Source organism: Pacificoceanicola algae, assembly GCF_049341065.1.
GTDB lineage: Bacteria > Pseudomonadota > Alphaproteobacteria > Rhodobacterales > Rhodobacteraceae > Pacificoceanicola.
This window is the reverse complement of record NZ_JBMPIX010000019.1, coordinates 16391-41711: the sequence shown is the minus strand read 5'-3', so window position 1 is coordinate 41711 and position 25321 is coordinate 16391. Positions and strand designations below refer to the sequence as shown.

Annotated in this window: 22 protein-coding genes and 1 pseudogene; 10 read left to right on the top strand and 13 right to left on the bottom strand. The window is 60.8% G+C overall.

Going from position 1 to position 25321, the window contains the following annotated elements; genetic code table 11:
- Window positions 1-272 precede the first annotated feature (272 nt).
- Window positions 273-800 carry a flavodoxin domain-containing protein gene (locus ACOYQJ_RS20210; RefSeq protein ID WP_422907816.1) on the top strand — a complete coding sequence of 176 codons (528 nt, stop codon included), beginning with the start codon at window positions 273-275 and terminating at the stop codon, window positions 798-800.
- Window positions 801-889: 89 nt separating this feature from the next.
- Here the strand turns inward: ACOYQJ_RS20210 and ACOYQJ_RS20205 are convergent.
- The 4 genes and pseudogenes from ACOYQJ_RS20205 to ACOYQJ_RS20190 all read right to left on the bottom strand — a co-directional run.
- A pseudogene (locus tag ACOYQJ_RS20205) lies at window positions 890-1117 on the bottom strand (CatB-related O-acetyltransferase); the annotation flags it as partial.
- 344 nt (window positions 1118-1461) lie between these two features.
- Window positions 1462-3960, bottom strand: a complete 2499-nt coding sequence (locus ACOYQJ_RS20200) for a Hint domain-containing protein (protein ID WP_422907815.1) — start codon at window positions 3958-3960, stop codon at window positions 1462-1464.
- A gap of 264 nt (window positions 3961-4224) precedes the next feature.
- Window positions 4225-6456 carry a xanthine dehydrogenase family protein molybdopterin-binding subunit gene (locus ACOYQJ_RS20195; protein WP_422907814.1) on the bottom strand — a complete coding sequence of 744 codons (2232 nt, stop codon included), beginning with the start codon at window positions 6454-6456 and terminating at the stop codon, window positions 4225-4227.
- 3 nt (window positions 6457-6459) lie between these two features.
- The gene (locus tag ACOYQJ_RS20190; protein WP_422907813.1) at window positions 6460-6912 is read right to left on the bottom strand and encodes a (2Fe-2S)-binding protein; all 453 of its coding nucleotides are present in this window, start codon (window positions 6910-6912) and stop codon (window positions 6460-6462) included.
- An 89-nt stretch (window positions 6913-7001) separates the two neighbouring features.
- Between ACOYQJ_RS20190 and ACOYQJ_RS20185 the strand changes: the two genes are divergently transcribed.
- On the top strand, window positions 7002-7592 hold the full coding sequence (locus tag ACOYQJ_RS20185) for a TetR/AcrR family transcriptional regulator (RefSeq protein ID WP_422907812.1): 591 nt from the start codon (window positions 7002-7004) through the stop codon (window positions 7590-7592).
- 129 nt (window positions 7593-7721) lie between these two features.
- Here the strand turns inward: ACOYQJ_RS20185 and ACOYQJ_RS20180 are convergent, their stop codons facing one another.
- Window positions 7722-8471: an SDR family NAD(P)-dependent oxidoreductase gene (locus tag ACOYQJ_RS20180; protein WP_422907811.1), complete on the bottom strand. Its 750-nt coding sequence runs from the start codon at window positions 8469-8471 to the stop codon at window positions 7722-7724.
- A gap of 127 nt (window positions 8472-8598) precedes the next feature.
- Between ACOYQJ_RS20180 and ACOYQJ_RS20175 the strand changes: the two genes are divergently transcribed.
- The 4 genes from ACOYQJ_RS20175 to ACOYQJ_RS20160 all read left to right on the top strand — a co-directional run bounded on the left by ACOYQJ_RS20175 (window position 8599) and on the right by ACOYQJ_RS20160 (window position 13460).
- The gene (locus ACOYQJ_RS20175; protein ID WP_422907810.1) at window positions 8599-9549 is read left to right on the top strand and encodes an MBL fold metallo-hydrolase; all 951 of its coding nucleotides are present in this window, start codon (window positions 8599-8601) and stop codon (window positions 9547-9549) included.
- Between the two features lie 246 nt (window positions 9550-9795).
- Complete coding sequence (locus tag ACOYQJ_RS20170) at window positions 9796-10248, top strand: methyltransferase family protein (protein WP_422907809.1); 453 nt, start codon at window positions 9796-9798, stop codon at window positions 10246-10248.
- A gap of 145 nt (window positions 10249-10393) precedes the next feature.
- Window positions 10394-11965, top strand: coding sequence for a Re/Si-specific NAD(P)(+) transhydrogenase subunit alpha (locus ACOYQJ_RS20165; RefSeq protein ID WP_422907808.1), 1572 nt, complete (start codon window positions 10394-10396; stop codon window positions 11963-11965).
- A 16-nt stretch (window positions 11966-11981) separates the two neighbouring features.
- On the top strand, window positions 11982-13460 hold the full coding sequence (locus ACOYQJ_RS20160; protein WP_422907807.1) for an NAD(P)(+) transhydrogenase (Re/Si-specific) subunit beta: 1479 nt from the start codon (window positions 11982-11984) through the stop codon (window positions 13458-13460).
- 67 nt (window positions 13461-13527) lie between these two features.
- Here ACOYQJ_RS20160 and ACOYQJ_RS20155 read toward each other — a convergent pair whose 3' ends face one another.
- Window positions 13528-13875 carry a hypothetical protein gene (locus tag ACOYQJ_RS20155; RefSeq protein ID WP_422907806.1) on the bottom strand — a complete coding sequence of 116 codons (348 nt, stop codon included), beginning with the start codon at window positions 13873-13875 and terminating at the stop codon, window positions 13528-13530.
- A gap of 369 nt (window positions 13876-14244) precedes the next feature.
- Between ACOYQJ_RS20155 and ACOYQJ_RS20150 the strand changes: the two genes are divergently transcribed.
- Window positions 14245-14844, top strand: coding sequence for a biotin transporter BioY (locus tag ACOYQJ_RS20150; RefSeq protein WP_422907805.1), 600 nt, complete (start codon window positions 14245-14247; stop codon window positions 14842-14844).
- A gap of 133 nt (window positions 14845-14977) precedes the next feature.
- Here ACOYQJ_RS20150 and ACOYQJ_RS20145 read toward each other — a convergent pair whose 3' ends face one another.
- On the bottom strand, window positions 14978-16192 hold the full coding sequence (locus ACOYQJ_RS20145; RefSeq protein ID WP_422907804.1) for a bifunctional alpha/beta hydrolase/OsmC family protein: 1215 nt from the start codon (window positions 16190-16192) through the stop codon (window positions 14978-14980).
- A 111-nt stretch (window positions 16193-16303) separates the two neighbouring features.
- Here ACOYQJ_RS20145 and ACOYQJ_RS20140 point away from each other — a divergent pair, with 111 nt between their 5' ends.
- Window positions 16304-17158: an endonuclease/exonuclease/phosphatase family protein gene (locus ACOYQJ_RS20140; protein ID WP_422907803.1), complete on the top strand. Its 855-nt coding sequence runs from the start codon at window positions 16304-16306 to the stop codon at window positions 17156-17158.
- 11 nt (window positions 17159-17169) lie between these two features.
- Here the strand turns inward: ACOYQJ_RS20140 and dddP are convergent, their stop codons facing one another.
- Window positions 17170-18519 (bottom strand): dimethylsulfonioproprionate lyase DddP, encoded by a 1350-nt coding sequence (gene dddP / locus ACOYQJ_RS20135; RefSeq protein WP_422907802.1) that lies wholly within the window; start codon window positions 18517-18519, stop codon window positions 17170-17172.
- Window positions 18520-18625: 106 nt separating this feature from the next.
- Here dddP and ACOYQJ_RS20130 point away from each other — a divergent pair, with 106 nt between their 5' ends.
- On the top strand, window positions 18626-19414 hold the full coding sequence (locus ACOYQJ_RS20130; RefSeq protein ID WP_422907801.1) for a heme-dependent oxidative N-demethylase family protein: 789 nt from the start codon (window positions 18626-18628) through the stop codon (window positions 19412-19414).
- On the opposite strand, the gene ACOYQJ_RS20125 is transcribed toward ACOYQJ_RS20130, so the two are convergent.
- The 5 genes from ACOYQJ_RS20125 to ACOYQJ_RS20105 all read right to left on the bottom strand — a co-directional run bounded on the left by ACOYQJ_RS20125 (window position 19389) and on the right by ACOYQJ_RS20105 (window position 23557).
- Window positions 19389-20243 (bottom strand): hypothetical protein, encoded by an 855-nt coding sequence (locus ACOYQJ_RS20125; protein WP_422907800.1) that lies wholly within the window; start codon window positions 20241-20243, stop codon window positions 19389-19391. The genes ACOYQJ_RS20130 and ACOYQJ_RS20125 overlap by 26 nt on opposite strands.
- Before the next feature lie 142 nt (window positions 20244-20385).
- Complete coding sequence (locus ACOYQJ_RS20120; protein ID WP_422907799.1) at window positions 20386-21186, bottom strand: lytic murein transglycosylase; 801 nt, start codon at window positions 21184-21186, stop codon at window positions 20386-20388.
- Window positions 21187-21319: 133 nt separating this feature from the next.
- Window positions 21320-21457, bottom strand: coding sequence for a hypothetical protein (locus ACOYQJ_RS20115; protein WP_422907798.1), 138 nt, complete (start codon window positions 21455-21457; stop codon window positions 21320-21322).
- Between the two features lie 306 nt (window positions 21458-21763).
- The gene (gene glnA / locus ACOYQJ_RS20110; protein ID WP_422907797.1) at window positions 21764-23170 is read right to left on the bottom strand and encodes a type I glutamate--ammonia ligase; all 1407 of its coding nucleotides are present in this window, start codon (window positions 23168-23170) and stop codon (window positions 21764-21766) included.
- A gap of 48 nt (window positions 23171-23218) precedes the next feature.
- Window positions 23219-23557: a P-II family nitrogen regulator gene (locus tag ACOYQJ_RS20105; RefSeq protein WP_422907796.1), complete on the bottom strand. Its 339-nt coding sequence runs from the start codon at window positions 23555-23557 to the stop codon at window positions 23219-23221.
- 170 nt (window positions 23558-23727) lie between these two features.
- Between ACOYQJ_RS20105 and ACOYQJ_RS20100 the strand changes: the two genes are divergently transcribed.
- Window positions 23728-25314 (top strand): NAD(P)H-hydrate dehydratase, encoded by a 1587-nt coding sequence (locus tag ACOYQJ_RS20100; protein WP_422907795.1) that lies wholly within the window; start codon window positions 23728-23730, stop codon window positions 25312-25314.
- Window positions 25315-25321 lie beyond the last annotated feature (7 nt).

Sequence of the window (25321 nt, the reverse complement as noted above, 5' to 3'; positions counted from 1 at the left end):
ACCCGGCCGGGGCCTGACGCTTGGGTCATCGTGCCCTGAGGACCTTTTGCATCGGTTGTGCGACCCAAAACCCTAAGGGAGCGAGGTTGGCTCACAAGCAGTCTGACAAGTTTGCAGCCCCGTATTTTGCAGCCCGTGTCAGATCCGATTCCAAGACTTTGGCGATTATTGGTTAACGCGGTCTTGGACCACCGTGCGCCGCCTTGCGTCAGGACAAGGCGAGGGGCGCAAAAACGCGTTAGACTTAGCGCATCGAACTCAAGGAGGAACCGATGCGCATTCTGATCACCTATGCCTCGACCGAGGGGCAAACCCGGAAGATCTGTCGCTTTGCCGCCGATCATCTGGTGGACCAAGGTCATAGCGTCGAGTTGCTGGACGTCCGTGACGCCGAAGGGCTTGAGCTGGGCCGATTTGATGCGGCAGTTTTGGCCGGGTCAGTGCATGTCGGGAAGATCCAACCTGAACTTCTTGATTTTGCGAATGAAAACGGCGCGGTGCTCCGCAAACTAAAGACGCTGTATCTACAGGTCTCGGGGGCTGCGGCGGGCAAGGATCCGCAGGAGTGGGCCGATCTGCGCAAGATCGCCGATACGGCGGCGCGTGAATTTGGCTGGCACCCGGGCCGCACCGAGCATATCGCCGGGGCCTTTCGGTTTACCGAATACGACTTTTTCAAATCGCTCGCCATGCGCTGGATCGCCTCGCAACATGGCCAGACAGTGGACCCGCATCAGGACACGGAATTCACCGATTGGGCCGCTTTGACCAGGATTCTTGACGACTGGGCAGCCGGTTAGGTCACGGCGGCGATGGCGGCGCGCAGGGCCTCGGGGGTGCAGGCGTCGATGTCCAGTTCGAAAAAACCGCGGTTTCGGCGCAGTTTGTCGTTCGGCCAGTCCCACCAGTTCAGCCCCTGCAAAAGGGCGATCTTGTCCTCGGAAAAGCGCATGCGCAGAACGCGCGCCGGGTTGCCAGCGGCGATGGCATAGTCCGGCACATCGCGGGTGACGACGCTGCCTGCGCCGATCACCGCGCCATTGCCGATGGTCACCCCCGGCAGAACGATCACGCTGTCACCGATCCAGCAGGCGTTGCCGATGCGGGTTTCCCCTTTGGTCAGACGTGACACCTGCAAGTCCGAGCCGATCACCTCGCGCTGCGCCTTGCCTTGCATGTTCAGAAACCGGGTTTCGTGGGTTCGGTCGCGCACAACCAGCCGCCCGCCGATCGCGCAATAGGCGCCGATACTGCAATTGGACAGGTGCGAGGGCGCGTTGATCCGGGTGTGATCGCCAATCCGGCAGCCTGCGCCGATATGGCTGCCCTTGGCAATCTCCACACCGCGGCGTCGAAAGTCGCGGTCGCGTTTGTTTGTGAAGCCCCACATCAAGCCTGACTCGCGTTTCCCTGATGACGCGCTCTAGCCCTCAACGTCGGACGGTGCAAGCGCGCGATAGGTCAGGCAACGCGGGCGATGCGGCCCTGTTGGTGTTCCAGCAGCATCCGCGCTTCGAAGGCACGCAGGCAGATGCGGGCTGTTTCACCGTATTGGGCGGGATCGCTGCGCAATACCGGCATGACGCGGAACAGTTCCTCTCTCGAGGCGGCATCCAGCGCACCCAGGCCATTTTCGCCGGCGAAAAAGCTTTCGGTGGCCATGCCCTCGGCATAGATCACCTGATGGCGCTCGAACAGCAGGTGAATATAGGTCACTTCGCCATCGGGCGCGCGCTGCACGGTCTTGCCGTCGATCAGATGGGTGGCGGCGGCAAAGACCTCGGGCGTGCCAAAGAGAAGCTCGGCGTGATAGCCTTCGATCAACATGCGGTGCTGCGGCGAAACCGTCAGCGCACGCTGGCCGCCGAACAGATGCGGCGCAATCCGGATGGGGGCGTTTTCGCCCCGCGCCAGCATCCGCCGCGCGCCTTTCCACAGCAGCGGCTGCAAGCCATTGTCGCGGGTGACGATCAGATCACCAGGGGCAAGGCTTTCAATCGGACGCGGGCCGGTATCGGTCAGGATGCGCGTGCCGGGGGTAAAGCAGATCACGCTGTCGATGTTCGAGAACGAGACAATCGTGCCGTCCAGCAACGTCACCGTCCCGGTCAACTCTCCGCCGGTGTTGTCGGTGATGTTGATGGTCGAACGGTCGGCCAACCCGTTCAGGTCCAGCGTGTCGCCTGCGCTTTGCCCGCCGGTTTCGCCTTCGATGGTGATGGTGCCGGGGGCTTCGCCGGTATCGACCAGCGTGATATAGTCGTCTCCTTCGCCTGCGTTGATGGTATCGCCGACACCGGCAAAGATCGTGTCGTTGCCAAGCCCGCCCAAAAGGACATCGGCGCCGATGCCGCCATCCAGCGTGTCGCTGTCCGCTCCGCCATCAAGATAGTCGTTGCCCGCCCCGCCCAGCAGCGAGTCGGCCCCTTGTTCACCATAAAGCGAGTCGTCGCCGCCCATGCCGTCCAGCGTGTCGTCGCCAAGCCCGCCGTAAAAGACGTTGGTCCAGTCGGGGCCCTGAGCGTCATAACCGGTCAGGCTGTCGTTGAAGTCCGACCCGATGATACCGTCCAGACCGCCGAGGCTGACGTCGCCCGTGGCATGGCCGCCCGAGAATGTGTTGGTGGTCAGGTTGACCGTCACCGCCGCATCGGACGATTCGTAAGACGCAAAATCCAAGCCCGAGCCGCCGCTCAGCGTGTCCGCCCCGGCGCCGCCTTCCAGCGTGTCGTTGCCGGTCCCGCCCAGCAGCGAGTCGTCGCCAAGCCCGCCATTCAGACTGTCGTCGTCCGCGCCGCCATCCAGCGTATCGTTGCCCGTCTCACCGAACAGCGTGTCATTGCCCGCGCCGCCAAGCAGGCTGTCGTCGCCCACAGCAATCGGCACGGCGTCAAAGGTGATGTCGGTGACCCAGATCCCCTGCGTGTTGGTCTGACCATTGCCATAAATGATCTCGATCGTGGCGACCGGCCCGGCAATATCGACAAGAACCGACCCACCCAGCTGGTTGGGGTCTTCGGCCACGGCCTCGGCGGTGATGGTATTTCCCGACACCATATCACCGCCGCCCACCGTCAGCGTGACAGGCACCGGGTTGCCGTCTGCGTCATAGGCGTTGATGGTGACGATGTCCGTGTGGTTCGCGGCGCCCCAGTCGATGTCGTTGATACGGAACTGGACGTTCTCGACTTCGTCTGCGGCGACGCCTTCGGAACTGGGGGTGAATTCGATGGTCGTCGTCGAGGTCGGGCCATCGCCCTGACCGAAAAGGAACAGCGACGAATTTGGGTCAAAGCCGCCAGCCGCATATTGCGGGGTGGCGGTGTCCACCTGAAAGGTCGGGGCGTTGTTGCCGTCGTTGGTAAAGCCGACAGTGACATCGACGGTGCCGGTATCCTGTGTAAAGCCGCCCGACAGATCGGTGCCATTGCCGCCTTGGTTGGTCCAGTCCAGCGTTTCGGCGATATTTGTTGGCGAGTAGCTGCCATAGTCGCCATAGACCAGATCCGCGCCATCGCCGGCATCGACCGTATCGTTGCCTTGCCCGGCAATCACGGTGTCGTTGCCTGCCCCTGCGCGGATGTCATCGTTTGGATTGCCGCTGTCCGGGCTGTCGCCGTCCGTGTCTACAAAATCGGGATCAATCAGGTCATCCAGCCCGGTGCCAAAGACAATTCCGTCTGAGGGGCTGACATAGCTGGGGGCGGTCACGACGGAGGAGGTGGTGAGCGTATCAACCGGACCATAGGAAGGCACGAAGTACACGTTACCATTGGTCGCCAGGTAATAGCTGCCGGGTTCTTGTACGTTGTTGTAGGAGTTGCCGTTCCATGTGCCGGACCAGACCCATTGGCCCGTGCCGATCACCGTGTCAGTTGTAAAAGTGACCAGACCGCCACTGATGACATCCCCGGAATCGAGACTGTTGTCACCAAGGGTGACGAGATACCCATTGGGCATACTGATACTCCTGCCTCATCCCGCCCGGTCTTTGCGCCGGTGCCGGAACGATCCGTCAGCCAATGGCGCGACGGATGTTTTGTAAAACTCAGGCAGAGTCTGGTGCGAAGCCTTTGATTTCGAAAGCCAAACAGCCTGATTAAAACAATATTAATCAAGATTGTGGCAAATTTGCGAAAATTGGAAAGAATTTTGAAACAATACGCCCGACCGCAGGGGCCGGGCGCTGGCATTGTTTCGGTTCGGGCCGAAAAGGGCCGCTTTTCAGACGTAGAAGTCGAAGGTTTTGTTAAGTGGCAGTTCTCGGGCTCGTTTGCCCGTCAGGTCAAAGATGGCATTGGCAAGGGCAGGGGCAGCGGGGGGCGTTCCCGGCTCGCCAATGCCATTCAGCCGTTCCTGATTTTCGAGGATCTGCACCTGCACAGGCGGCATTTGCGACATGCGCAGCGGCTCGTAATCGGGGAAGTTCTGCTGTTGCGCGACACCGCCATCAAAGGTGATCTCTTCTCCGATGGCGGCGGACAGGCCATAGGCCATCCCCCCCGTCAACTGTGCCTCGATGATACCGGGGTCCAGCGCGATGCCGGGGTCGGCGGCGATCCAGGCATTGGTCAGGCGGATCAGACCGTCTTGATCCTTGACCTCGATGACCATGGCGACGGGGGTGCCGAAGGAATAGACCATGGCAAGACCGCGGCCCACGCCCTCGGGTGTCTTGCCCGTCCAGCCGGACATGTCGCGCACCGCTTCAAGGCAGAAAAAGCCGGGCAGCCATTCATCGCGGGTCAGCTTCAGGCGCATTTCCATCGGATCGGCACCGGCGGCATGAGCCAGCTCGTCCATAAAGCTTTCATGGAAAAAGCCGTTGTAGCTGGCCCCGACCGAGCGCCAGAACCCCAAGGGCGGCGCGATATCGGCCAGATGGCCGTGCACCCGGTAGTTGGGAATGCCGTAAGGCTGGTTGAAGATGCCGTCGACAATGCTCTTGTCCGGCCCACTGGGGGCAAAGCCCATCCAACGCTTGAGCGCCTGCGCCGCGATCGAGGGCGAGGAGACCTTGGCGTCGAAGGCGATCGGCAGGCCGTCCTGTACCGCGCCCTTGATCCGCGCAATGGCGGGCGGGCGATAGAAGTCGTGGGTCATGTCCTCTTCGCGCGACCACGTGACATTGACCGGCGTGCCGGGCAAGGCCTTGGCGACGCGGGTGGCAATCACGGCATAGTCGAATTCGCCGCGCCGGCCAAAACCGCCGCCCATCAAGGTGACGTTGACCTCGACATCCGCCTCATCGACCCCGGCTTCATCGGCGCAGGCCTTTTGCAAGAAGACCGGCCCCTGATTGCCGCACCACAAACGCAGTTTTTCGCCCTCGAACCAAGCGGTTGCGTTCAAAGGTTCCATCGTTGCATGAGCAAGGAAAGGCACGCGATACTCGGCCTCCAGCATGGTTGCGCCGGAAGGGATTTCGTCGGAATTGCCATCTTCGCGCATGGTCGAATCCGGCTCGGTGTCAAAGGCGGTTTCCAACGCGGCGAAAGCGGCTTCGGTGGTGGCGGGATAGGCCGCGTCATCCCATTCGACGGGGATGGCGTTCACGGCCTGCATGGCGAGCCACGTATTGTTCGCGATCACCGCGACGCCGTTGCCAAGATCCACGACCTTTTCGACGCCGGGCATGCGCCCCGCCTCGAAGCCGTCAAAGCTTTTCATGCCCGCGCGGGTCGGGGCCATGCGCACGGCGGCATACTTCATCCCCGGCAGGCGGGTGTCGATGCCGAATTGCGCTGTGCCGGTGGATTTTCCGGGAATGTCGATGCGCGGCTGGGGTTTGCCCAGAACGGTCCATTCAGACTGCGGGCGCAGGGTGACCTTGGGCGGTTTGATCCCGTCCAGCTCACCGGCGAGATCAGTATAGGCGATTTCAGTCCCATCGGGCGCGATGACCATGCCGCCCTTGGTGCTGAGCGAGGCGCGGTCGACGCCAAGCCGCCGCGCTGCGGCTTCCTTGAGCATTTCGCGCGCGCCTGCACCTGCGACCCGCATGCGTTCAAAGCCGTCCTTCATGGCGGTCGAGCCGCCCGTGACCTGCATGGAAAACACCTTGCCGAGATGGCCCATCGCCTCGGCCAGAGAATGCTGGAACCCGCTGGCATCGTAGCCTTTGTTGGGCAGACCTTCGGACATCAGGGCGCTGTTGTAATAGGCTTGCGCGGGTGGCCCATGAATGACGCGCACCTGATCCAGCGTGACGTCCAGTTCCTCGGCCAGAAGCGCGGCCCATGTGGTGTGGGTGCCTTGCCCCATCTCGGCATGCGGGGCGATCAGGGTGATGCCATCCGCGTTGATCATCACAAAGGGGTTGAGCGCGCCGTCCTTCGGGTCCAGCGGATTGGGGGCGGGTTTGGTGACATACCACGCACCAAAGGCGGCGCCGCCGACGATGGCGAGCGATCCGAACAGAAAGCTGCGGCGGGCGATTTTTCCTATGCTGGCCATGGTTTATGCCCCTTCCGTCACGGATTTTATGGCGGCGCGGATGCGCGGGTAGGTGCCGCAGCGGCACAGGTTGCCGTTCATCGCGGCGTCAATGTCGTCATCGCTGGGGGCGGGGTTTTCCGCCAGCAGCGCGGCGGCCTGCATGATTTGGCCGGACTGGCAATATCCGCACTGGGCCACCTGATGGTCGATCCAGGCCTTTTGCAACTTGTGCAGGGTGTCGGGGGTGCCGAGCCCTTCGATTGTCGTCACCTCGCCCCAGACATCGCCAAGCGCCACTTGGCACGATCGCACCGCCTCGCCATCGATGTGCACAGTGCAAGCGCCACATGCGGCCACGCCGCAGCCGTATTTGGTGCCTGTCATATTCAGCTGATCGCGCAGAACCCAGAGAAGGGGCACATCTTCGGGCAAGTCCACGTCGTGGTCCGTGCCATTCACGGTGATTGCGGGCATGGGGCGTCCTTTCGCTGTTTTTGACAATTTTGCCGAAATATGTCAGTTTGTCAATTGACAGTTTGCGGCGTTTTTGTCAGGTGTTGATTATGGAAGATGCAACTCTGAAGGATCAGGTCAAGCGCCGCGCCATTCTTGACGCGGCTTGCCCGGTTTTTGCGCAATATGGATTCCGGCGTACCTCGATGGGGGACATTGCACAGGCGGCGGGCATGTCGCGGCCTGCGCTGTATCAGTATTATCAGGGCAAAGAGGATATCGCTCGCTCGACGGTGCAGGTGTTCTTTGAAGATGCGGCGCAGGCGGTGGCCTTGGCCCTGTCCGAGCCTGGCCCCGTTGCCGATGTTCTGGCCCGCGCCTTTCGCGCCAAGGGCGGAGAGTTCATGGCGATGCTTCTGACAAGCCCGCATGGCTCGGAACTGGTGGACGTCGGCAGCACGGTGGCCGCAGATCTTGCGCGCGATGGGACCGAGCGTCTGGTTGCGATCTTCGCCGCATGGTTACGGCAAGAGGCCGCCGCCGGGCGCGTGACCTTGCTGGACAGGCCAGAGGATCTTGCCAGCACCATGCTGGCGGCCCTGGAGGGGGCCAAGGCCGGCGGGCGGACACCGGATTACGCAGGGTATCTGGCGCATCTGGACCGTTTGGCGCGGTTGTTCGGCGCGGCCTTGGCGGTTTGACGCAGCAGAGCGCCTGCGGCGCGCAGGATTTTCAACAGGCAGGCGGTGCCTGCCCGGGGGGCGCTGCCCCCGTCGCCTTTGGCGACTCCCCCGGGATATTTGTGGACCAGTGAAAGGCTTGGCGGGGCGTCAGACTTCGCCGCCTGCGATCTGGATGGCCTGACCGTTGACGCTTCCGGAGTGGTCACCACAGAGGAACAGCGCGGCTTCGGCGACTTCTTCGGGCGCGATCAGCCGACCATGCGGGTTGACCCCGACCATGAGATCACGGGCGGCGGCTTCGTCCATGCCGGTGCGTTTCATGATCGAGGTGACGTTGCTGGTCACGATGTCGGTGTCGACATAGGCCGGGCAAAGCGCGTTGAAGGTATAGGGTTTGGTGGCGTAATCGGCGGCCAGCGCGCGGATCAGGCCGAGCAGGGCGTGTTTGCTGGCGGTGTAGGTCGGCGCGCCCTTGAGGCCGCGAATTCCGGCGATGGAGGACACGGCGATGACGCGGCCCCAGTCGGTCTGGGTCATGGATTTGAGGGATTCCCGGATCGTCAGGAACGCGCCATCGACATTGGTGGCCATCATTCGGCGCCAGAAATCCATATCGGTTTTCAGCAGGGCGCGGCCCTCGGCGATGCCGGCATTGGGCACGCAGATCTGGATCGGGCCACGGGCGTTGACGGCGGCTTCGATGCCTTGGACGACCGAAGCTTCCTGCATCACGTCCATGACGAGAGGATGGATATGGGCGCTTGCTGCGGCCTCGAGCGGGCCGGGACGGCGGCCGGTGATGGTGACCTCTGCGCCTTGCGCGGCGAGGGCCTGCGCGATGGCAAGGCCGATCCCTGTGCCGCCACCGGTGACCAATGCGTGTTTGCCTGTGAGCATCTGTTTCTCCCTGAGTTTGGCCGTACCCTATCGCAGAGTGGGGCTGTGACAAGGCGTCGGCTGTCGCTTCTTGGCAAAGGCATTCACGTATGCGAATGTATGCGCGTCTTGAGGGAGGGTTCTGACAATGAAACAGATGGGTTTGGTCTTGGCGGGCACGTTGCTGACAAGCGCGGCCTGGGCGCATGAGGATATCGCGGACATGTATCCGCAGTCTGAATTGTACAACAAGCCGGTGCAGGTGATCCCGCAGGTCTATTCCGCGATCGGGGCGACGGCGCCGCCGACCTACGAGAACTCCGGACACAACAACAACCTGTCCTTTGTGGTGACAGGCGACGGGGTCGTGGTGATCAACGGTGGTGCAAGCGCGCGTCTGGCGGCAGCCCTGCATGAAGAGATCAAGGCGGTGACGGATCAGCCGGTGAAGCTGGTGATCAATGAGAACGGTCAAGGGCATGCCATATTGGGCAATTCTTACTGGGCGGATCTTGGCGTCGACATTCTTGCGCATGAAGATGCCATCGCGGTGGTCGAGGAGGATGGCGATTTCATCCTTCAGGGGATGCAACGGTACAATCGCGACAAGGCCGAAGGGACGCGGGTGGTGCCTGCGAACATCTCTTTCAGCGATAAATATGTCATCGAGATGGGCGACGTGACCCTTGAGGCCCTGCATCTTGGTCCGGCGCATGACCCCGGTGACACGCAGGTCTGGATTCCGCAGTGGGGCATCGTCATTTCCGGCGATATGGCCTTTCACGAGCGGATGCCGCCAATCTTTGAAGGCACCTGCACAAGCTGCTGGATCGAGACCTTTGAAGGGCCGTTCACCGATCTTGGCGCGACCTTCGTGATCCCCGGACATGGGCATCCGACAAATATGGCGATGGTGACGTTGGAAACCGTTGGATATCTGCGGGATCTGCGCGAGAAGATTGGTGCCCATATCGACGAGGGCGGTGATCTGGCCGAGGCCTATTACGTGGATCAGGACCGCTGGCAGTATCTAGATACCTTCGAGGAACTGGCCACCAAGAATGCCGGCCGCGTCTATGAAGAAATGGAGTGGGAATAACGCTACGCGTCCCAGCACGTCCCAGCGCGCACAGCGGGTGGGCAGGGCTGTCTTTTTGACGGGCAAAAAGATCAGCAGCCCACACCTTCGACATTTGCGCGCCTGCGCAACGCGCGTTCCAGCGCGCGGCGGCGCTTGTTTGACTGACCACGACCTACGCTTGGCGCACAGGTTGCGTTATGGTCCTGGGCTGATACGCCAATGGGGCGCAGCGCCCTTGCCTGTGAGAATCGAGGATATCGCACAATGATGAAATGGCTGGATATGCCGCCCGTGTGGTTGCTGGGGTGCCTGTTTGTGGCTTGGTGGCAAAAGACCTACCACGCCATGGGATTGAACTTTGGTCCTGTCGTCGCGGACCTTTTGGGCGGGCTTCTGGTGGGGGCAGGGCTCGTTCTGATGCTGCTCGCGGCCTATGAAATGAACCGGCACAAGACCACGATCATCCCGCATCGGCAGGCCGCACGGCTGGTCACCAGCGGGATCTTCAAACGTTCTCGCAACCCTATTTATCTGGGCGATTCGCTCGTTTTGGCCGGGATGATCCTGTATTGGGACGCGGTGCTGAGCCTGCCTTTGATCCCGCTTTTCGTCTGGATTATCGAAAAACGCTTTATCGAGCCGGAAGAAGCGCGCTTGAGGCGCAAGTTTCTTGCTGAGTTTCACAAGTACACGCAACAAACGAGAAGGTGGGTTTAATTTACCTGTTACCTGTGATCTACAGCGCGCGATGCCTGACATGGCCGCGCCGCATAGCTTGTGGTCGGTAGGTCAGGACTGTAGACCGATTGCCAAATGACGTTCCGTAAGGGGCGTGGAAATTTCCTGAATGAGGGGGACAACCGTGAAAATTGGGACGCCAAAGGAAGTCGAAGCAGGGGAAGCGCGCGTTGCGATGACCCCGGATTCGGCAACGGCCTTGCAGAAGCTGGGCTATGAGTGCTTGATCGAGAAGAGCGCAGGCGCGCTTGCCGGGTTTGCGGACGCGGATTACGAGGCCGCCGGTGCGACCGTTGTCGGCACCGCCGCCGCGCTTTGGAAAGAGGCGGATATCATCGCCAAGGTCCGTATCCCCACGGATACGGAGCTCAAGCGCCTGAACAAGGACAAGACGCTGATCACCTTCTTCAACCCGGGCGGCAACGCCGAGGGTCTGGAATTGGCCAAGTCCAAGGGCGCCAATGTCATCGCCATGGAAATGGTGCCGCGGATTTCCCGCGCGCAAAAGATGGATGCGCTGTCCTCGATGGCCAATATCGCTGGCTATCGCGCCGTGATCGAGGCGGGCAACAACTTTGGCCGGTTCTTCACCGGGCAGATTACCGCTGCGGGCAAAGTGCCCCCAGCCAAGGTTCTGGTGGTTGGCGCCGGTGTCGCCGGTCTGGCGGCGATCGGTACCTCGACCAGTCTTGGTGCGATCACCTATGCATTCGACGTGCGCCCCGAAGTGGCCGAGCAGGTTGAATCGATGGGCGCCGAGTTCGTCTATCTCGATTTCGAGGAAGAGCAGCAGGATGGCGCGGCCACCGGCGGCTATGCCTCGGTCTCTTCGCCCGAGTTCCGCGAGGCGCAGCTTGCCAAGTTCCGCGAATTGGCCCCCGAGGTCGATATCGTCATCACCACGGCGCTGATCCCGAACCGTGAAGCGCCCAAGCTGTGGCTTGAGGACATGGTCAAGGCGATGAAGCCGGGATCGGTGATCGTTGACCTTGCCGCCGAAAAGGGGGGCAACGTCGAAGGCACCGTGATGGACCAGAAGGTGGTGACCGACAATGGCGTGACCATCATCGGCTATACCGACTTCCCCAGCCGGATGGCGGCACAATCCTCGACGCTTTATGCGACCAACATCCGTCACATGATGACCGACCTGACGCCCGAGAAGGACGGCAAGGTCAATCACAACATGGAAGACGACGTGATCCGTGGCGCGACCGTGGCCTATCAGGGGGAAATCACCTTCCCGCCGCCGCCGCCGAAAGTGGCGGCCATCGCGGCGCAGAAGAAAGAAAAGCCCAAAGAGCTGACAGCCGAAGAAAAGCGCGCCGCCGAAGTGGCCGCCTTCAAGGCGCAGACCAAGTCTCAGGCGACCTTGCTGGTCGTTGGCGGCGTGGTCATGGCGCTGCTTGGTCTTGTTGCCCCGCCGTCGTTCATGCAGCACTTTATCGTCTTTGTGCTGTCCTGCTTTGTCGGCTTCCAGGTGATCTGGGGGGTCGCGCATTCGCTGCACACGCCGCTGATGGCCGTGACCAATGCCATTTCCGGCATTATCGTTCTGGGCGCTCTGCTTCAGATCGGGTCGGGCAGCGGTGTGGTGGTCTTCCTGTCGACCATCGCCGTGCTTGTGGCGACGATCAACATTGTCGGTGGCTTCCTCGTGACGCGCCGCATGTTGGCCATGTTCCAGAAATCTTAAGGCTGCGGAGTTAGATATGTTCGGAGATCAATTGGTGACCGCCGCGGCCATTACCGCGAGCGTTCTGTTCATCCTCAGCCTTGGCGGGCTGTCTGGCCAGGAAAGCGCAAAGCGCGCTGTCTGGTACGGTATTGTCGGCATGGGTCTGGCGGTGCTGTTCACGACTTTCGGTCCGGGGATCGGCAACTATGGCTTCTTGCTGATCGCGATGCTGATCGGCGCGGGCGTCGGTACGGTGCTGGCCAAGCGGGTTGAAATGACCGAAATGCCCCAGCTGGTTGCGGCGCTGCACTCTTTCGTGGGTCTGGCGGCCGTGTTCATCGGCTACAACGCTCATATCGAGCTGGCCCGGGTCATGGAAATCAAGGCCGCGTTGCCAGCCGGCCTGACCGAGACCGGCATTGCCGCCGCCATGCACGAGCGTGGCGTCAAAGGCTTTGCCGCCGTGTTGTCGCACAAAACCGGCGCGGAAATCGCCATTCTCAAGGTCGAGGTTTTCCTAGGCGTCTTTATCGGTGCGGTGACCTTTACCGGATCGGTCGTGGCCTTTGGCAAACTGGCGGGCAAGCTGACCTCGTCGGCGAAAAAACTGCCCGGCGGGCATATGCTGAACCTCGGCGCGGCGATCCTGTCGTTCCTGCTGCTGATTGCCTACCTCAACGGCGCGGGCTTCTGGGCCTTGCTGCTGATGTCGGTCTTTGCCTTCTTCATCGGCTATCACCTGATCATGGGCATCGGCGGCGCCGACATGCCGGTGGTTGTCTCGATGCTCAACAGCTATTCGGGCTGGGCGGCTTCGGCGATTGGTTTCACGCTGGGCAATGACCTGCTGATCGTGGTCGGCGCGCTGGTCGGCTCGTCCGGTGCGATCCTGTCCTACATCATGTGCAAGGCGATGAACCGCTCGTTCGTTTCGGTGATCCTTGGCGGCTTTGGTGGCTCCACCGGCCCGCAGATGGAAGTTGAAGGCGAACAGGTGTCGATCGACGCAGATGGTGTGGCCTCCGCTCTGGAAGAGGCGGACAGCGTTGTGATCGTGCCGGGCTACGGCATGGCCGTGGCGCAGGCGCAGCAGAACGTCGCTGAACTGACGCGCAAGCTGCGCGCGCAGGGCAAGACCGTGCGTTTCGCGATCCACCCCGTTGCAGGCCGTCTGCCCGGGCACATGAACGTGCTTCTTGCCGAAGCCAAGGTGCCTTACGACATCGTGCTTGAGATGGACGAGATCAACGAAGACTTCCCGGATACGGATGTGGTCATCGTCATCGGGTCGAACGACATCGTGAACCCTGCCGCACAGGAAGATCCCAACTCGCCCATCGCGGGGATGCCGGTTCTCGAAGTGTGGAAGGCCAAGCAGGTGTTTGTGTCCAAGCGTGGTCAGGGCACCGGCTATTCCGGGATCGAAAACCCGCTGTTCTACAAAGAGAACACGCGCATGTACTACGGCGATGCCAAGCAATCGATTGGCGAGCTGCTGACCAAGATCCCCTAATTCCGGGGCGCAGTTCATGAATTGGGGCGTTCCTTCGGAGCGCCCCTTTTTGTTGGAGAGCCTGCCGTCAGCCTCCGAATGCCGCCACGTAGCCGGGAATTTCGGCAAGCCTTGTTTCAATCCGGCCGACAAAACCCAGTGCTTCCGCTTCGGTGCGAAAGGCGCCAGCTTCGATTGGTTCCGGCGCCGTGTCCGTGATCGTGCAAAACATCCGTGCCATTCCAAAATTGGTGTCATCCGGCGCGAAAAAACTGATCCGCTTTGTGGTGGTCAGGCCTTTGTCCTTGTCGATGGCCGCGCGAACCACGGCCCGCATCGAAGCATAATCCAGATCCGTGCTCAGGACGCGCGACGAATCCACCAGCTCCGGAATGCCCGGCCAATATCCGGGAAGCGCGGTGAGGTGCTTTGCCATGCCCAGTATTTCATCACCGTTTGGTTCTCCGCTGAAGCGGACGCACAGAAGCCTTGAATTGTCGACGACATGGGCTTGGATCGGCATAAGTTGATTTTTCCACGGTTGTTCGAGGTGGCAGGCGGCGCTTGGTCACCAGCCTGTCCGAGACTGGACTACCATACAACCCTGAAGTAAGCTTGTGGTTGTGTTTTATACATCCTGGTATCGTTATGTTTGTGCTCTTCTGCCGCCCAAATTGGCGCCGGGTTTGCAATTGCAAATACGCGTTTTGCAAATTTGTTGACCCGCAATGCGCAAGCAGGCTTGCGATAGCATGGGGCTTGAGGCAGAACACTAGAGAACAATTTCAGGATGAAGGGGGACGACATGAACCTCACGATGAACCGCAATGTGCTGGCCGAGGCCTTTGGCGCGAATGAAGGCGTTGCGCTGCGCGTCAAGCAGGTTGCTTTGGTTGTGATGGGCATTGCCATTCTGGCACTGGCCGCAAAAATCAAGGTGCCGATGTGGCCCGTGCCAATGACCATGGGGACCTTTGCCGTGCTGACGCTGGGCGCGGCCTATGGCGCCCGTCTGGGACTGGTGACCATTCTTGGCTACATGATCGTAGGCGCTCTTGGCTTTGACGTGTTCGCAGGCTCTTCGGCCGAGGCCTTCGGGCTTGAGTACATGATGGGCGGCACTGGCGGCTATCTGGTCGGCTACGTGCTGGCAACTGTCATGCTGGGCGTTCTGGCCCGTGCGGGCTGGGATCGCACGGCTGGTAAAATGGCGGGTGCCATGCTGCTGGGCAACGTGATCATCTATGTGCCGGGCCTGATCTGGCTGGGGATGCTCTACGGCTGGGACAAGCCGATCCTGCAGTGGGGCTTGACCCCCTTTGTGATGGGTGACGTGCTCAAGCTGGTTCTGGCCGCGCTGGTTCTGCCCGCCGCATGGAAACTGGTTGGCCGCGCCCGCGGCTAAGCCCAAAGGGGAAACCCTGATTGCAAACATTGGAAAAGGCCGGGTCTTTGTACCCGGCCTTTTGCTGTTTAACGACGTTGTTTTTTGGGTATTTGGAACAAGGTGAAGCAGCAGAACGTGCGCCACTTGGGCTTTAGCTTGTCAACTCGGTCTTGATCGTTGCGCCTTTTTCGAGGGTCTTGTGCACCGGGCATTTGTCCGCGATCTCCAAAAGCCGCGTGCGTTGGTCATCGCTCAGAGCACCGCTCAGGGTAATGCGGCGGGTAAAGGCATCGATGCGGGTTTCGGCCCCGGTTCCGGCGTCCTGCGCGTGCAGCTTGTCGTGGGTGACGTCAACGCAGACATGGGTGAGTGGCCAGCCCTTGCGCCGTGCGTACATGCGGATGGTCATCGAGGTACAGGCGCCCAGACCTGCCGCCAGAAAGCCGTAAGGCGACATGCCGCGATTGGTGCCGCCATAGGCCCTGGGTTCATCAGCAAGGGCGTGGTGATGTGGCCCGTTCTGGATGTCCTGCAAAAAGCCGCTAGGATCGGCTTCGGAGACGCGAGTAATGCCCTCGGGGGCACCGATTGGCGGCGCGGGCGGTGCCAGATCCAGGTAACGCCCGGCCCATGCGGCGATCACCTCGGCGGCGTATTCGGCATCGCGCGGCGCGCTGATCAGGTGATCGGCCTCGTCCAGCGTGACAAAGCTTTTGGGATGTTTGGCAGCGGTGAAGATCTTGGTCGCGTTTGAGATGTCGACAATCTCGTCGCGCGGCGCATGCAGCACCAACAGGGCCCGTTTCAACCCGGCGATGGTGGGGGCCAAGTCCTGATTGCGCACGTCCTTCACAAAGTCATGGCCAATGGTCACAGGGCGCCCGCCCAGCGAAACCTGCGCGCGGCCTTCGGACTGGATGGCTTCAAGCTGTGCGCCGAAATGGTCGGTCACATGGGCGGGATCGAAGGGAGTTCCGATGGTGACCACCGCGCGCACCGATGCGATCCGGGAGGCGGCCTGAAGCACCGCAAGCCCGCCCAGAGAATGGCCGATCAGCAGGCTTGGCGGCATGCCGATTTCTTCCAGATGGGCGGCGGCGGCCTCGAGATCGGCGGCGTTGGAGGTGAAGGTGGTATTCGCGAACTCGCCTTCGGAATGTCCAAGGCCTGTGAAGTCAAAGCGCAGCACGGCGATGCCCATGGCCGCAAGCCGCGCCGAAATGCGCTTGGCCGCCGGGATGTCCTTGCCGCAGGTGAAACAATGGGCAAAAAGCGCTGTGGCAAGATGCGGACCTTGCGGCATGTCGAGGCGGGCCGCCAGAGTGGCGCCGGAATGGCCGGGAAAGCTAAGACGTTCTGTGCGCATTGTACTAGCCGAATGTTAAGGGGCGGTGCTCCATAGGTGACGGGCGATGGCGCAATGCGCAAGGGCAGCGCGGGGCGCTGTCACGGCAAGGTGAGAGGGAGACCACATTTGGTGAAGCTTGTTTCAGTAGTGCTGGGCGCCCTGATCTTGGCAGGCTTTGGCGGCGCTCTTCACCCGGCGGGCGATGCGCTGGCGGTGTTTCGTGTGCCGTTCTTGCTGCTTTTCGCGCTTGCGGTGATCTGGAGTATGTGGCCGCGCAAACTGCGCTGGCCCCTGGCGGGGCTGGCGATGCTGGGGCTGCTGCCGCATGTCTGGTGGCCGACCACCATGGGGGAGGGACTGACGCTGTATCAACAGAACCTGCTGTGGAACCGAACCGAATACGATGCCTGGTTGGCGGCGGTGCGCGCCGCACGCCCGGATTTTCTGACGCTGCAAGAAGTGTCTGAGAAAAACCTTGCCCTGCTCGACGCACTTCGCCCGCTTTACCCTTATCAGCATCATTGCCCGTTTGGGCCTGAGTTGGGAGAGGCGGTTCTCTCGCGTCACCCATTGATCGAAGGCAGCACGCGCTGCTCGGGGCGCGATGGTTTTGCGGCGGCGCAGGTGGATCTGGGCGGCGCTCCGATCTGGCTGGTGTCGCTGCATCTGACCTGGCCCTGGCCCTACGATCAGGCGCAGCAGGTGGCCAGCCTGTTGCCCGAGTTGCGCGCGCTTGAGGGGCCAGTGATCCTTGGTGGGGATTTCAACTCCGTGGCGTGGTCACATACGCTTGCCCGAGTGGCCGAGGCCACGCGGACAAAGCGGGTTGGGCGCTATGTAAAGACGTTTTCGCTGCCGGGGATCGGCCTGCCGATCGAGATCGACCATGTGCTGGCGCCACAAGGCAAAGGGCAGCGCCTGCGCCCTTTGCCGAAGTTGGGCTCGGACCATCACGGGCTTTGGGCGGTCATAAAACGGCCCTAGCCGAGACCGGTTCAGGACGCGCCATATCCCATCAAAGCCGCGTCAAAAGGATAGCGGGTCAGGTTTTCAAAGCCGTCATCGGTGATCAACACCTGTTCCTCCAGCTTGATCGAAAAGTCACCCCCCTCGGGTGAAACCAGAGCCTCGACACAAAGGACCATCCCGGCTTCGAGCTCGTAATCAAAGGCGCCGGGAACCATCTTGTCGGGATAGGCGACCAGAGGCCATTCGTCACAAAGCCCAACCCCGTGCATCAGGCAGCCGTATTTCCCGGCTTGAAACTCCGGGCGCAGGACATGCGTGTTGCGGGACAGATCTTCGATGTTCACGCCGGGGCGCAGCATCTGCATGTTGGTCATGATGTGCTCGTGCGCGTGCTGCATGGCATCCACCATGTCGGGGCGTGGAGGGCGGTCGCCGATCCACCAGGTGCGGGAAATATCAACGCAAATTCCGTAACTTCCGATCAGATCCGTGTCGAAGGCGACGATCTCGTTGTTCCGGGCAATCCTTGGCCCGCATTCCTGAAACCACGGGTTGGTGCGCGGCCCCGAGGTCAGCAGGCGGGTCTCGATCCATTCGCCGCCGCGGCGGATGTTCTCGGCGTGCAGCACGGCCCAGATGTCATCCTCAGAGGTCTGGCCCAAAGGCACCTGCGCGCGGGCAAAGCGCTCCATCTCGGCGACCGCCGCTTCGCAGGCGTTCGAGGCGCAGCGCATGGCGCGAATTTCGTCCGGGCCTTTCACCGAGCGCGCCTTTTCCGTCAGCTCTTCGCCCTCCATGACCTGCAAACCCTGCGCTTCGAGGGCGCGCAGCCCGTGGATCATCGGTTTGTCCACCGCGAGGCGTCGGTTGCCCGGGGCGCGCTCCTCCAGCAGGATACGAATGTCGTTGGAAAAGACATCTGCGGCCACATCCACCTTGTCGCCCCGGTCGAAATAGAACAGGTCTGCGCCAGAGCGGACCTCGCGCACAAGCGGGTTGAACGACGACAGGAACGGCGCATTCTTGTAGTCCCAGATCACCATGTGACCGTCTGCGCAGACCAGCACCGCGCGAAACGGATTATGGGTGTTCCACAGCTGCATATTGGTGCTGTCCGTGGCGTAGCGGATGTTCAGCGGATCAAAGACCAGCAGCCCGGCATAGTCGCGCGCATTGATATGATCGACCAGTCGTTGCCAGCGGTAGCGGCGCATTTCCTGAAGATCGGGCAGTTCAAGCCCGGCCGCCGCCCATTCGCCATAGGCCAGGCGGGTTGGGCCGATTTCGATCCGGTCGGAATTGTTTGGGGTGTTGTCGCCCAACATGGCGCCGCGCGTCGGATCGATCTTGCGGAAATCGCGGAAATGCTTGTTCATGGTCAGCCCTCGCTTTGCGTAAGCGTGGCAAGCCGGGCAACCAACGGCGCGCCAGTTTGCGACGCGATTTGGCGTCGTTTTTGCGCCGTCGCGTCAGGCTTTGGCCTTGGGCCTTGCAGAGCGGGCGGCCTTGGATCACGCTGCGGCCATGATCCTGAACAACACCATCCCGCATGATCCGCTTGCCCCGCGTCCCTTGCCGGGGATCACCCCGGTTGGTCCCGAAGGCTGGCTGCAGATCAATGACGCCTATGCCGGTCAATTGGCTGAAAAGGCAAGGCTTTTGAGCGAGGCGCGGGGCAAGGTTCTGTGGCTGGATCCGCAAGCCCAGCCCGTCGCCGAGGAACTATTGAGCGAGGTTCTCAAAGCCCTGCCGCAAGGCTTCGCGCGAGATGGCGACACGGTGCTGTGCCCCGATGGTCGCCGGGTTCAACCCGACTGGTCCGATCCGCTCGGCACTCTGGGCCATCTGGTGCAAGAGGATTTCTGTCTGTTGGTGAAAGAAGGCGATGAACACGTCTTGCGCGGCGCTTTGTTGTGTTTTCCGGCCAGTTGGATGCTGGCGGAAAAGGCCGGACGCCCGCTGATCGGCATTCATGACCCGGTGGCATCGTACGACGCAAGCATCGCAAAACGCGTTCAGAGGCTGTTCGACGGCATTCAGGTGGGGCGACCGCTGTGGCGGTTCAACGCGCTCTGGTACGCCGAGCCAGATCTGTTCCACCCTCGCGGCTCAAGCGATCGGCGCATCCCTGTGGACCCGGCCAGCGCGCCTTACATGCGCAGCGAACGCCAAAGCCTGATACGACTGCCGGTCAGCGGGGCCGTGGTGTTTTCCATTCACACCTATGTTCTGGCCCGCGCCAGTCTTAGCGCAGGACGTGATCCAGCATGAGGTGAAGCCGGCTGCTGTTTTGCAGCGCGACAAACAACATGGTCACCGAAAGAACCTGCGTCGTAAGGCGGAAATCCATGCCGCGACGCAGCGACGTGATCCAGACAACGACGGCCATAGGAAAGCAGATCACCGCCAGTAGACCGGACATCATCCAGCCGGCAGTGCCCATGCGAATTTCTTCGGCGTCTTTGGTTTCCATCTTTTCGCGCAGCCGCTCCAGTGGGTTGTAGGGCGTTTTTTCCGGCACGTCATCGGGTTCTGACAGCAAGGCGCGCAGATCGCGCGTGGCCAGTTGTTCTTCGGACGGGATGTACTCGTCCGGCGCGTCCAGTTGGTCGTCTTGTGTGTAGTTGGACTGTTCCTGCAGCAATTCCTCGACCGCGTGAACGGCTGTGTCTTGGGGAAGGGCCGGGGCTGCTTCGCGATGCGGCGAGACATAGCTGCGCAGGCGAATAAAGTCGTCGGTATCCATCAGCGTATCGGGGGAATACCATTCGATGGTGTCAGCGGGCGAGTGATGCAGTGCGGCCAGCACCGTGTCTGACAGGATACGGGCGGCTTTTTCCTCATCCGGGGTTTCGCCGTCGCGGGTGATGAGCTCGATCAGGATGCGGGGGCCGAAGGGGCTGTCGGGCTGAGCTTGAACACGCAGCCCATAGTAATCGCCCAAAACCGCCTGCCGCCGGGCTGAACGTTTGGGGACGCCGACGGGCCGAGGGTCGAGGCGTGCCAGAACCTGCTGGCAGGCATCCAGATAAGGGGCAATATCGAGGCCCCTCTCATCGGGAAGAATCAATCCGGCGTATGGTTGGTCATATGTGCGCATTTCTGGTTCCTCGTCAGGCTGAGTTTGCTCTGATGAAGAAAAGATTGCATTGTAATTTGGGTAAATGTTTGACGCCGTTAACTTTATTAATCAGGAGTTTGCGAACAATCTCCTGATCATCGTCCCATTGATGAGAAAATGGTTACTTATCGATGCGGATTCCCGCCGCAGCGATGGCTTGTTGGTAAACCGTTGCCGCATTCCATTCATTCAAAACGCGAAAGTTCGACTCGCCCGGTTGATAGCCTTGACCCGGCTTCCAACCTTTCTGGCGCAAGAAATTGGCGGTCGAGGCCAGCGCGTCGGCCTCGTTATAGAAATCCACGCGCCCGTCGCCATTGCCGTCGACGCCATATCGCATGGCATTGCCCGGAAGGAATTGCGTATGGCCCAGTTCTCCGTGGAAGGCGCCTTTTTGGCCGGGGGCCAACATACCGCGATCCACCATCTTGAGTGCAGCAATTGCATGCGGGGTAAAGAAGGAAGCACGGCGGCAGTCATAGGCCACGGTCAGGATCGAATTGACCACCGGTTCCGAGCCCATGTTGCGGCCATAACCTGTCTCCATCCCGTGAATGGCGATCAAGACACCGCCGGGGACGCCAAAACGCTTTTCCAGGGAGGCATAAAAATTGGCATTGCGGGCAAGACGCTTGCGGCCGCCAGATGCGAACCCGTCAAGCGAGCCAAGGCGGATCTTGACGAACTTGTCAAAGCTGTACTTCACGCCTTTCTGGTTGCGGTCCGCGTTGATGGTCTTGGTGGAATAGCTTGCGTTCATCAGGGCACTTATGCCGCGCTGGCCAACCCCGGCGCGCTGCGCCTCGGCGGCAAATTCTTTTTTCCAGGGCTCAAAGCCTGACTTGTTGTTGCCACAGCTTGCGGCAAAGGCCGGTGCAGCGGTCAGGGCTGTCAGGCAAAGGGCGGTAAGAAAACGGCGCATTGAAGTCTCCGGTCACAAAATACGTTAACCATGAGGTTAGCCGCTTTGGTGTGTAACTTCCAAGAGGGAATTCCTGCTTTGTCGCGCCCCTTCGACCGCACTCAGACGGCCGGTGCGGGCCTCGCGACCCGGATCAAAAGACGTTGGCGGCGGCCATGGCTCCCGAGGTGTTCAGCGCAAGGAAGAACCCGCCAAGCGCCATGGCCAGCGAGGCGACGCGGAAATCTTCGCCGCGCGCGGCGTTGAATTTGGCGAAAGGGCCATGAATCACGGTGAGTTGCCGCCTTCCTGCCGCGATCCAGAGCATCTGACAGGCCGCGTTTAAGGATAAGTTTAGACATTGGGCCGTGATTTGCCCGAAATCAGGGGCTTTGTCATATTCATTTAAATTGGTCGTTTCCAGCTCTGCAGTAAGTCGCTTGTGGGACACAGATTGTTGCGGTTGATTGCGTGGACTTCGTAAAGGGGGAATTTGGTTGGAAAACTCCCCCAAACCGGGGCAGGCAAAGATCCAAGGCCGGAAACGCAAAAGGGGCGCCCGAACGGGCGCCCCTTCGCATGAGTGCGGCTGAAAAGATCAGCAGCTGTAGTACATGCCATACTCAACCGGGTGCGGCGTGTGCTCGTAAAGCTCGATCTCTTCCATCTTGAGATCGCAGTAGCCGTCGATCTGGTCTTTGGTGAACACGTCACCGGCCAGCAGGAAGTCCATGTCTTTTTGCAGCTCTTCCAGCGCTTCGCGCAGCGATCCGCAAACCGTCGGGATTCCGGCCAGCTCTTCTGCTGGCAGATCGTAGAGGTTCTTGTCCATGGCTTCGCCCGGATCGATCTTGTTCTTGATGCCGTCGAGGCCGGCCATCAGGAGCGCTGCAAAGCACAGGTAGGGGTTTGCCGCCGGATCGGGGAAACGCGCTTCGACGCGCTTGGCCTTGGGGTTCTCGGTCCACGGAATACGCACGCAGCCCGAGCGGTTGCTTGCGGAATAGGCGCGCAGAACCGGAGCTTCGAAGCCGGGGATCAGGCGCTTGTAGCTGTTGGTGGACGGGTTGGTGAAGGCGTTCAGCGCCTTGGCGTGGGTCAGGATACCGCCGATGAAATACAGCGCTTCCTGGCTCAGGTCGGCGTATTTGTCGCCTGCGAACAGCGGCTTGCCGTCTTTCCAGATCGACATGTTGCAGTGCATGCCGGTGCCGTTGTCGCCGTAGATCGGCTTGGGCATGAAAGTGGCCGACTTGCCATAGGCCTGTGCGACGTTGTGCACGACGTACTTGTACTTCTGAAGTTCGTCCGCCTGCTTGGTCAGCGTGCCAAACACAAGGCCAAGCTCGTGCTGGCAGGAGGCCACTTCGTGGTGGTGCTTGTCGACCTTCATGCCGAGGCGCTTCATCGTGCTCAGCATTTCCGAACGAATGTCCTGACCGTCATCGATCGGGTTGACCGGGAAATAGCCGCCCTTGATGCCCGGACGGTGGCCGGTGTTGCCCATCTCGTACTCGGTGCCGCTGTTCCATGCCGCGTCCAGTGCGTCCACTTCGAAGGACACCTTGTTCATGGTGTTCGAATAGCGCACGTCGTCAAACAGGAAGAATTCCGCTTCGGGGCCCCAGTAGGACACGTCACCGATGCCGGAAGACTTGAGATAAGCCTCGGCCTTTTCGGCGGTGCCGCGCGGGTCGCGACCGTAGGATTCGCCGGTGTCGGGCTCGACGACCGAACAATGCACGCAGACGGTTTTCTCGGCATAGAAGGGGTCGATGTAGGCGCTGTCGCAGTCTGGCATCAGTTTCATGTCCGAAGCTTCGATGGACTTCCAGCCAGCAATCGAAGAGCCGTCAAACATGAAGCCATCTTCAAGGAAGTCCTCGTCGACTTCGCTTTCCATCACGGTCACGTGCTGGAGTTTTCCACGCGGATCAGTGAAACGGATGTCGACATATGCGACGTCCTCGTCCTTGATCAGTTTGAGCAGGTCTTTTGCGCTCATATCGCTATTCCCTTGGTTGGTTATTCTTAACTGTGGATTGGTGCTGTCTTACAGGGCGTCCGAGCCGGATTCGCCGGTGCGGATGCGGATCGCCTGTTCGACCGGGCTGACAAAAATCTTGCCGTCGCCGATCTTGTCGGTCTTTGCCGCGTTCACGATGGCCTCGATCGCGCCTTCAACCTGGTCATCGTCCAGCACGGTCTCGATCTTAACCTTTGGCAGGAAGTCGACCACATATTCGGCCCCACGGTACAATTCCGTGTGGCCTTTTTGACGGCCGAAGCCTTTGACCTCGACAACGCTCAGGCCTTGAATGCCTGCGTCCTGAAGTGCTTCTTTCACTTCGTCGAGTTTGAACGGCTTAATGATCGCTTCGATCTTTTTCATGGCCTTCCTGTCTCCTCGTCATTCGTTTGGACCTGTGCAGAACATTTCTGTCTGGCGGCCACAATCGGATAGGGCCATTCTGCGGCTGAGGAAAGTGCTGAAAATTTTGGCAAGGTTAAAATTTAGGCAGATAGCCCGAAAATTAATCGAAATTGAATCGGGAGTGGTTAATGACGGAACTTCTGACAGCGGCGCAGATGCGGGCCATCGAACAGGCGGCGATCGACTCCGGCGCCGTGACCGGTTTGGAACTCATGGAACGCGCCGGGGCTGGCGTGGTCGAGGCGGTTTTTGAGGAATGGCCCGAGCTTGGGCAGGGCGCGCACCGCGTCGTGGTGCTCTGCGGGCCGGGCAATAACGGCGGCGACGGGTTTGTCGTGGCGCGGCTTTTGCGCGAGCGGGGGTGGGAGGTAGAGGTTTTTCTTTACGGCGATCCTGAGCGGCTGCCGCCGGATGCGAAGATAAACCATGATCGTTGGCAAGAGCAGGATCGCGTTCTTTCGCTGACGAATGAAGGCTTTCCCGACGCAAATGAAAAGCATCGTGACCTTTACGTTGATGCCCTTTTCGGGACAGGGTTGACCCGCCCGGTCGAGGGTGAATTGGCCAGAATCCTGACCAAATTGCGCCTCGCTATCTGGCCCTTTGAAAGGTCGTGCCGCGAAACCGAAAGGTATGTCGCGGTGGATATTCCCTCCGCCCTATGTTCGGACAGCGGCAAAGTGTTGGAATCTGCTGACACGCAGTTAGCGCATTTTCGTGCTGATCTGACGGTCAGCTTTCACATGGCAAAACTTGGCCACTTTCTTGAGGATGGCCCGGATGTCTGTGGCAAGCTGGTGGTCAAGGGGATCGGGCTTGGGTCGCAAGTTCCACAAAAGTCTTTCGTTCGATTGGCCGAACGTCCCGGGGACATTGGGAAGGCCGATTTTTGGCGTCATAAATACTCTTATGGCCACGCCTTGATCCTGTCCGGTGGGGCAGGGCGTACCGGGGCTGCCCGTCTCGCCGCGCGCGGGGCTTTGCGCATCGGCGCAGGGGTTGTGACGCTGGGCGTGCCGGGGGCGGCGCAGATGGAGGTGGCTTGCCAGATCACCGCTTTGATGTTGCGGCGGGTGGAGGATGGCGATGCGCTTGTCGAGGTTCTGAAGGATAAGCGCCTGAATGCGCCGTGCCTTGGGCCGGGGCTGGGGTTGGGGCGGGCACGCGCTTTGGTCCCTGTGATCTTGGGGCAAGGCGGGGCGCAGCCCCGCCCCACGGTGCTGGACGCGGATGCTTTGAGCGCATTTGCAGAGGCCCCCGAGACACTGTTTGACTTGCTGCACGAGAGTTGCATCCTGACGCCCCACGCGGGCGAATTCGCCCGGCTTTTCCCGGATATCTCTGAGAAACTCAACGCTCCGGCGACCAAAGGCCCCGCCTGTTCCAAGGTGGATGCCACGCGCGCGGCGGCTGCCCGGGCAGGTTGTGTGGTGCTATTCAAAGGCCCCGACACGGTGATCGCTGCGCCGGATGGGCGGTGCAGCGTGAATGCTGCAGTCTACGATCGCAAAGCGCCCTGGCTGGCGACCGCCGGTTCAGGCGATGTTCTGGCAGGTTTCATCACCGGGCTTTTGGCGCGCGGGTTTTCCCCGATGCGGGCGGCCGAAACCGCCGCTTGGCTGCACGTCGAATGCGCGCGATCATTTGGCCCCGGCCTGATTGCCGAGGATTTGCCGGAAGAACTGCCCAAAGTTTTTCGCGCTTTGGAGTTGTAAAGCAAAA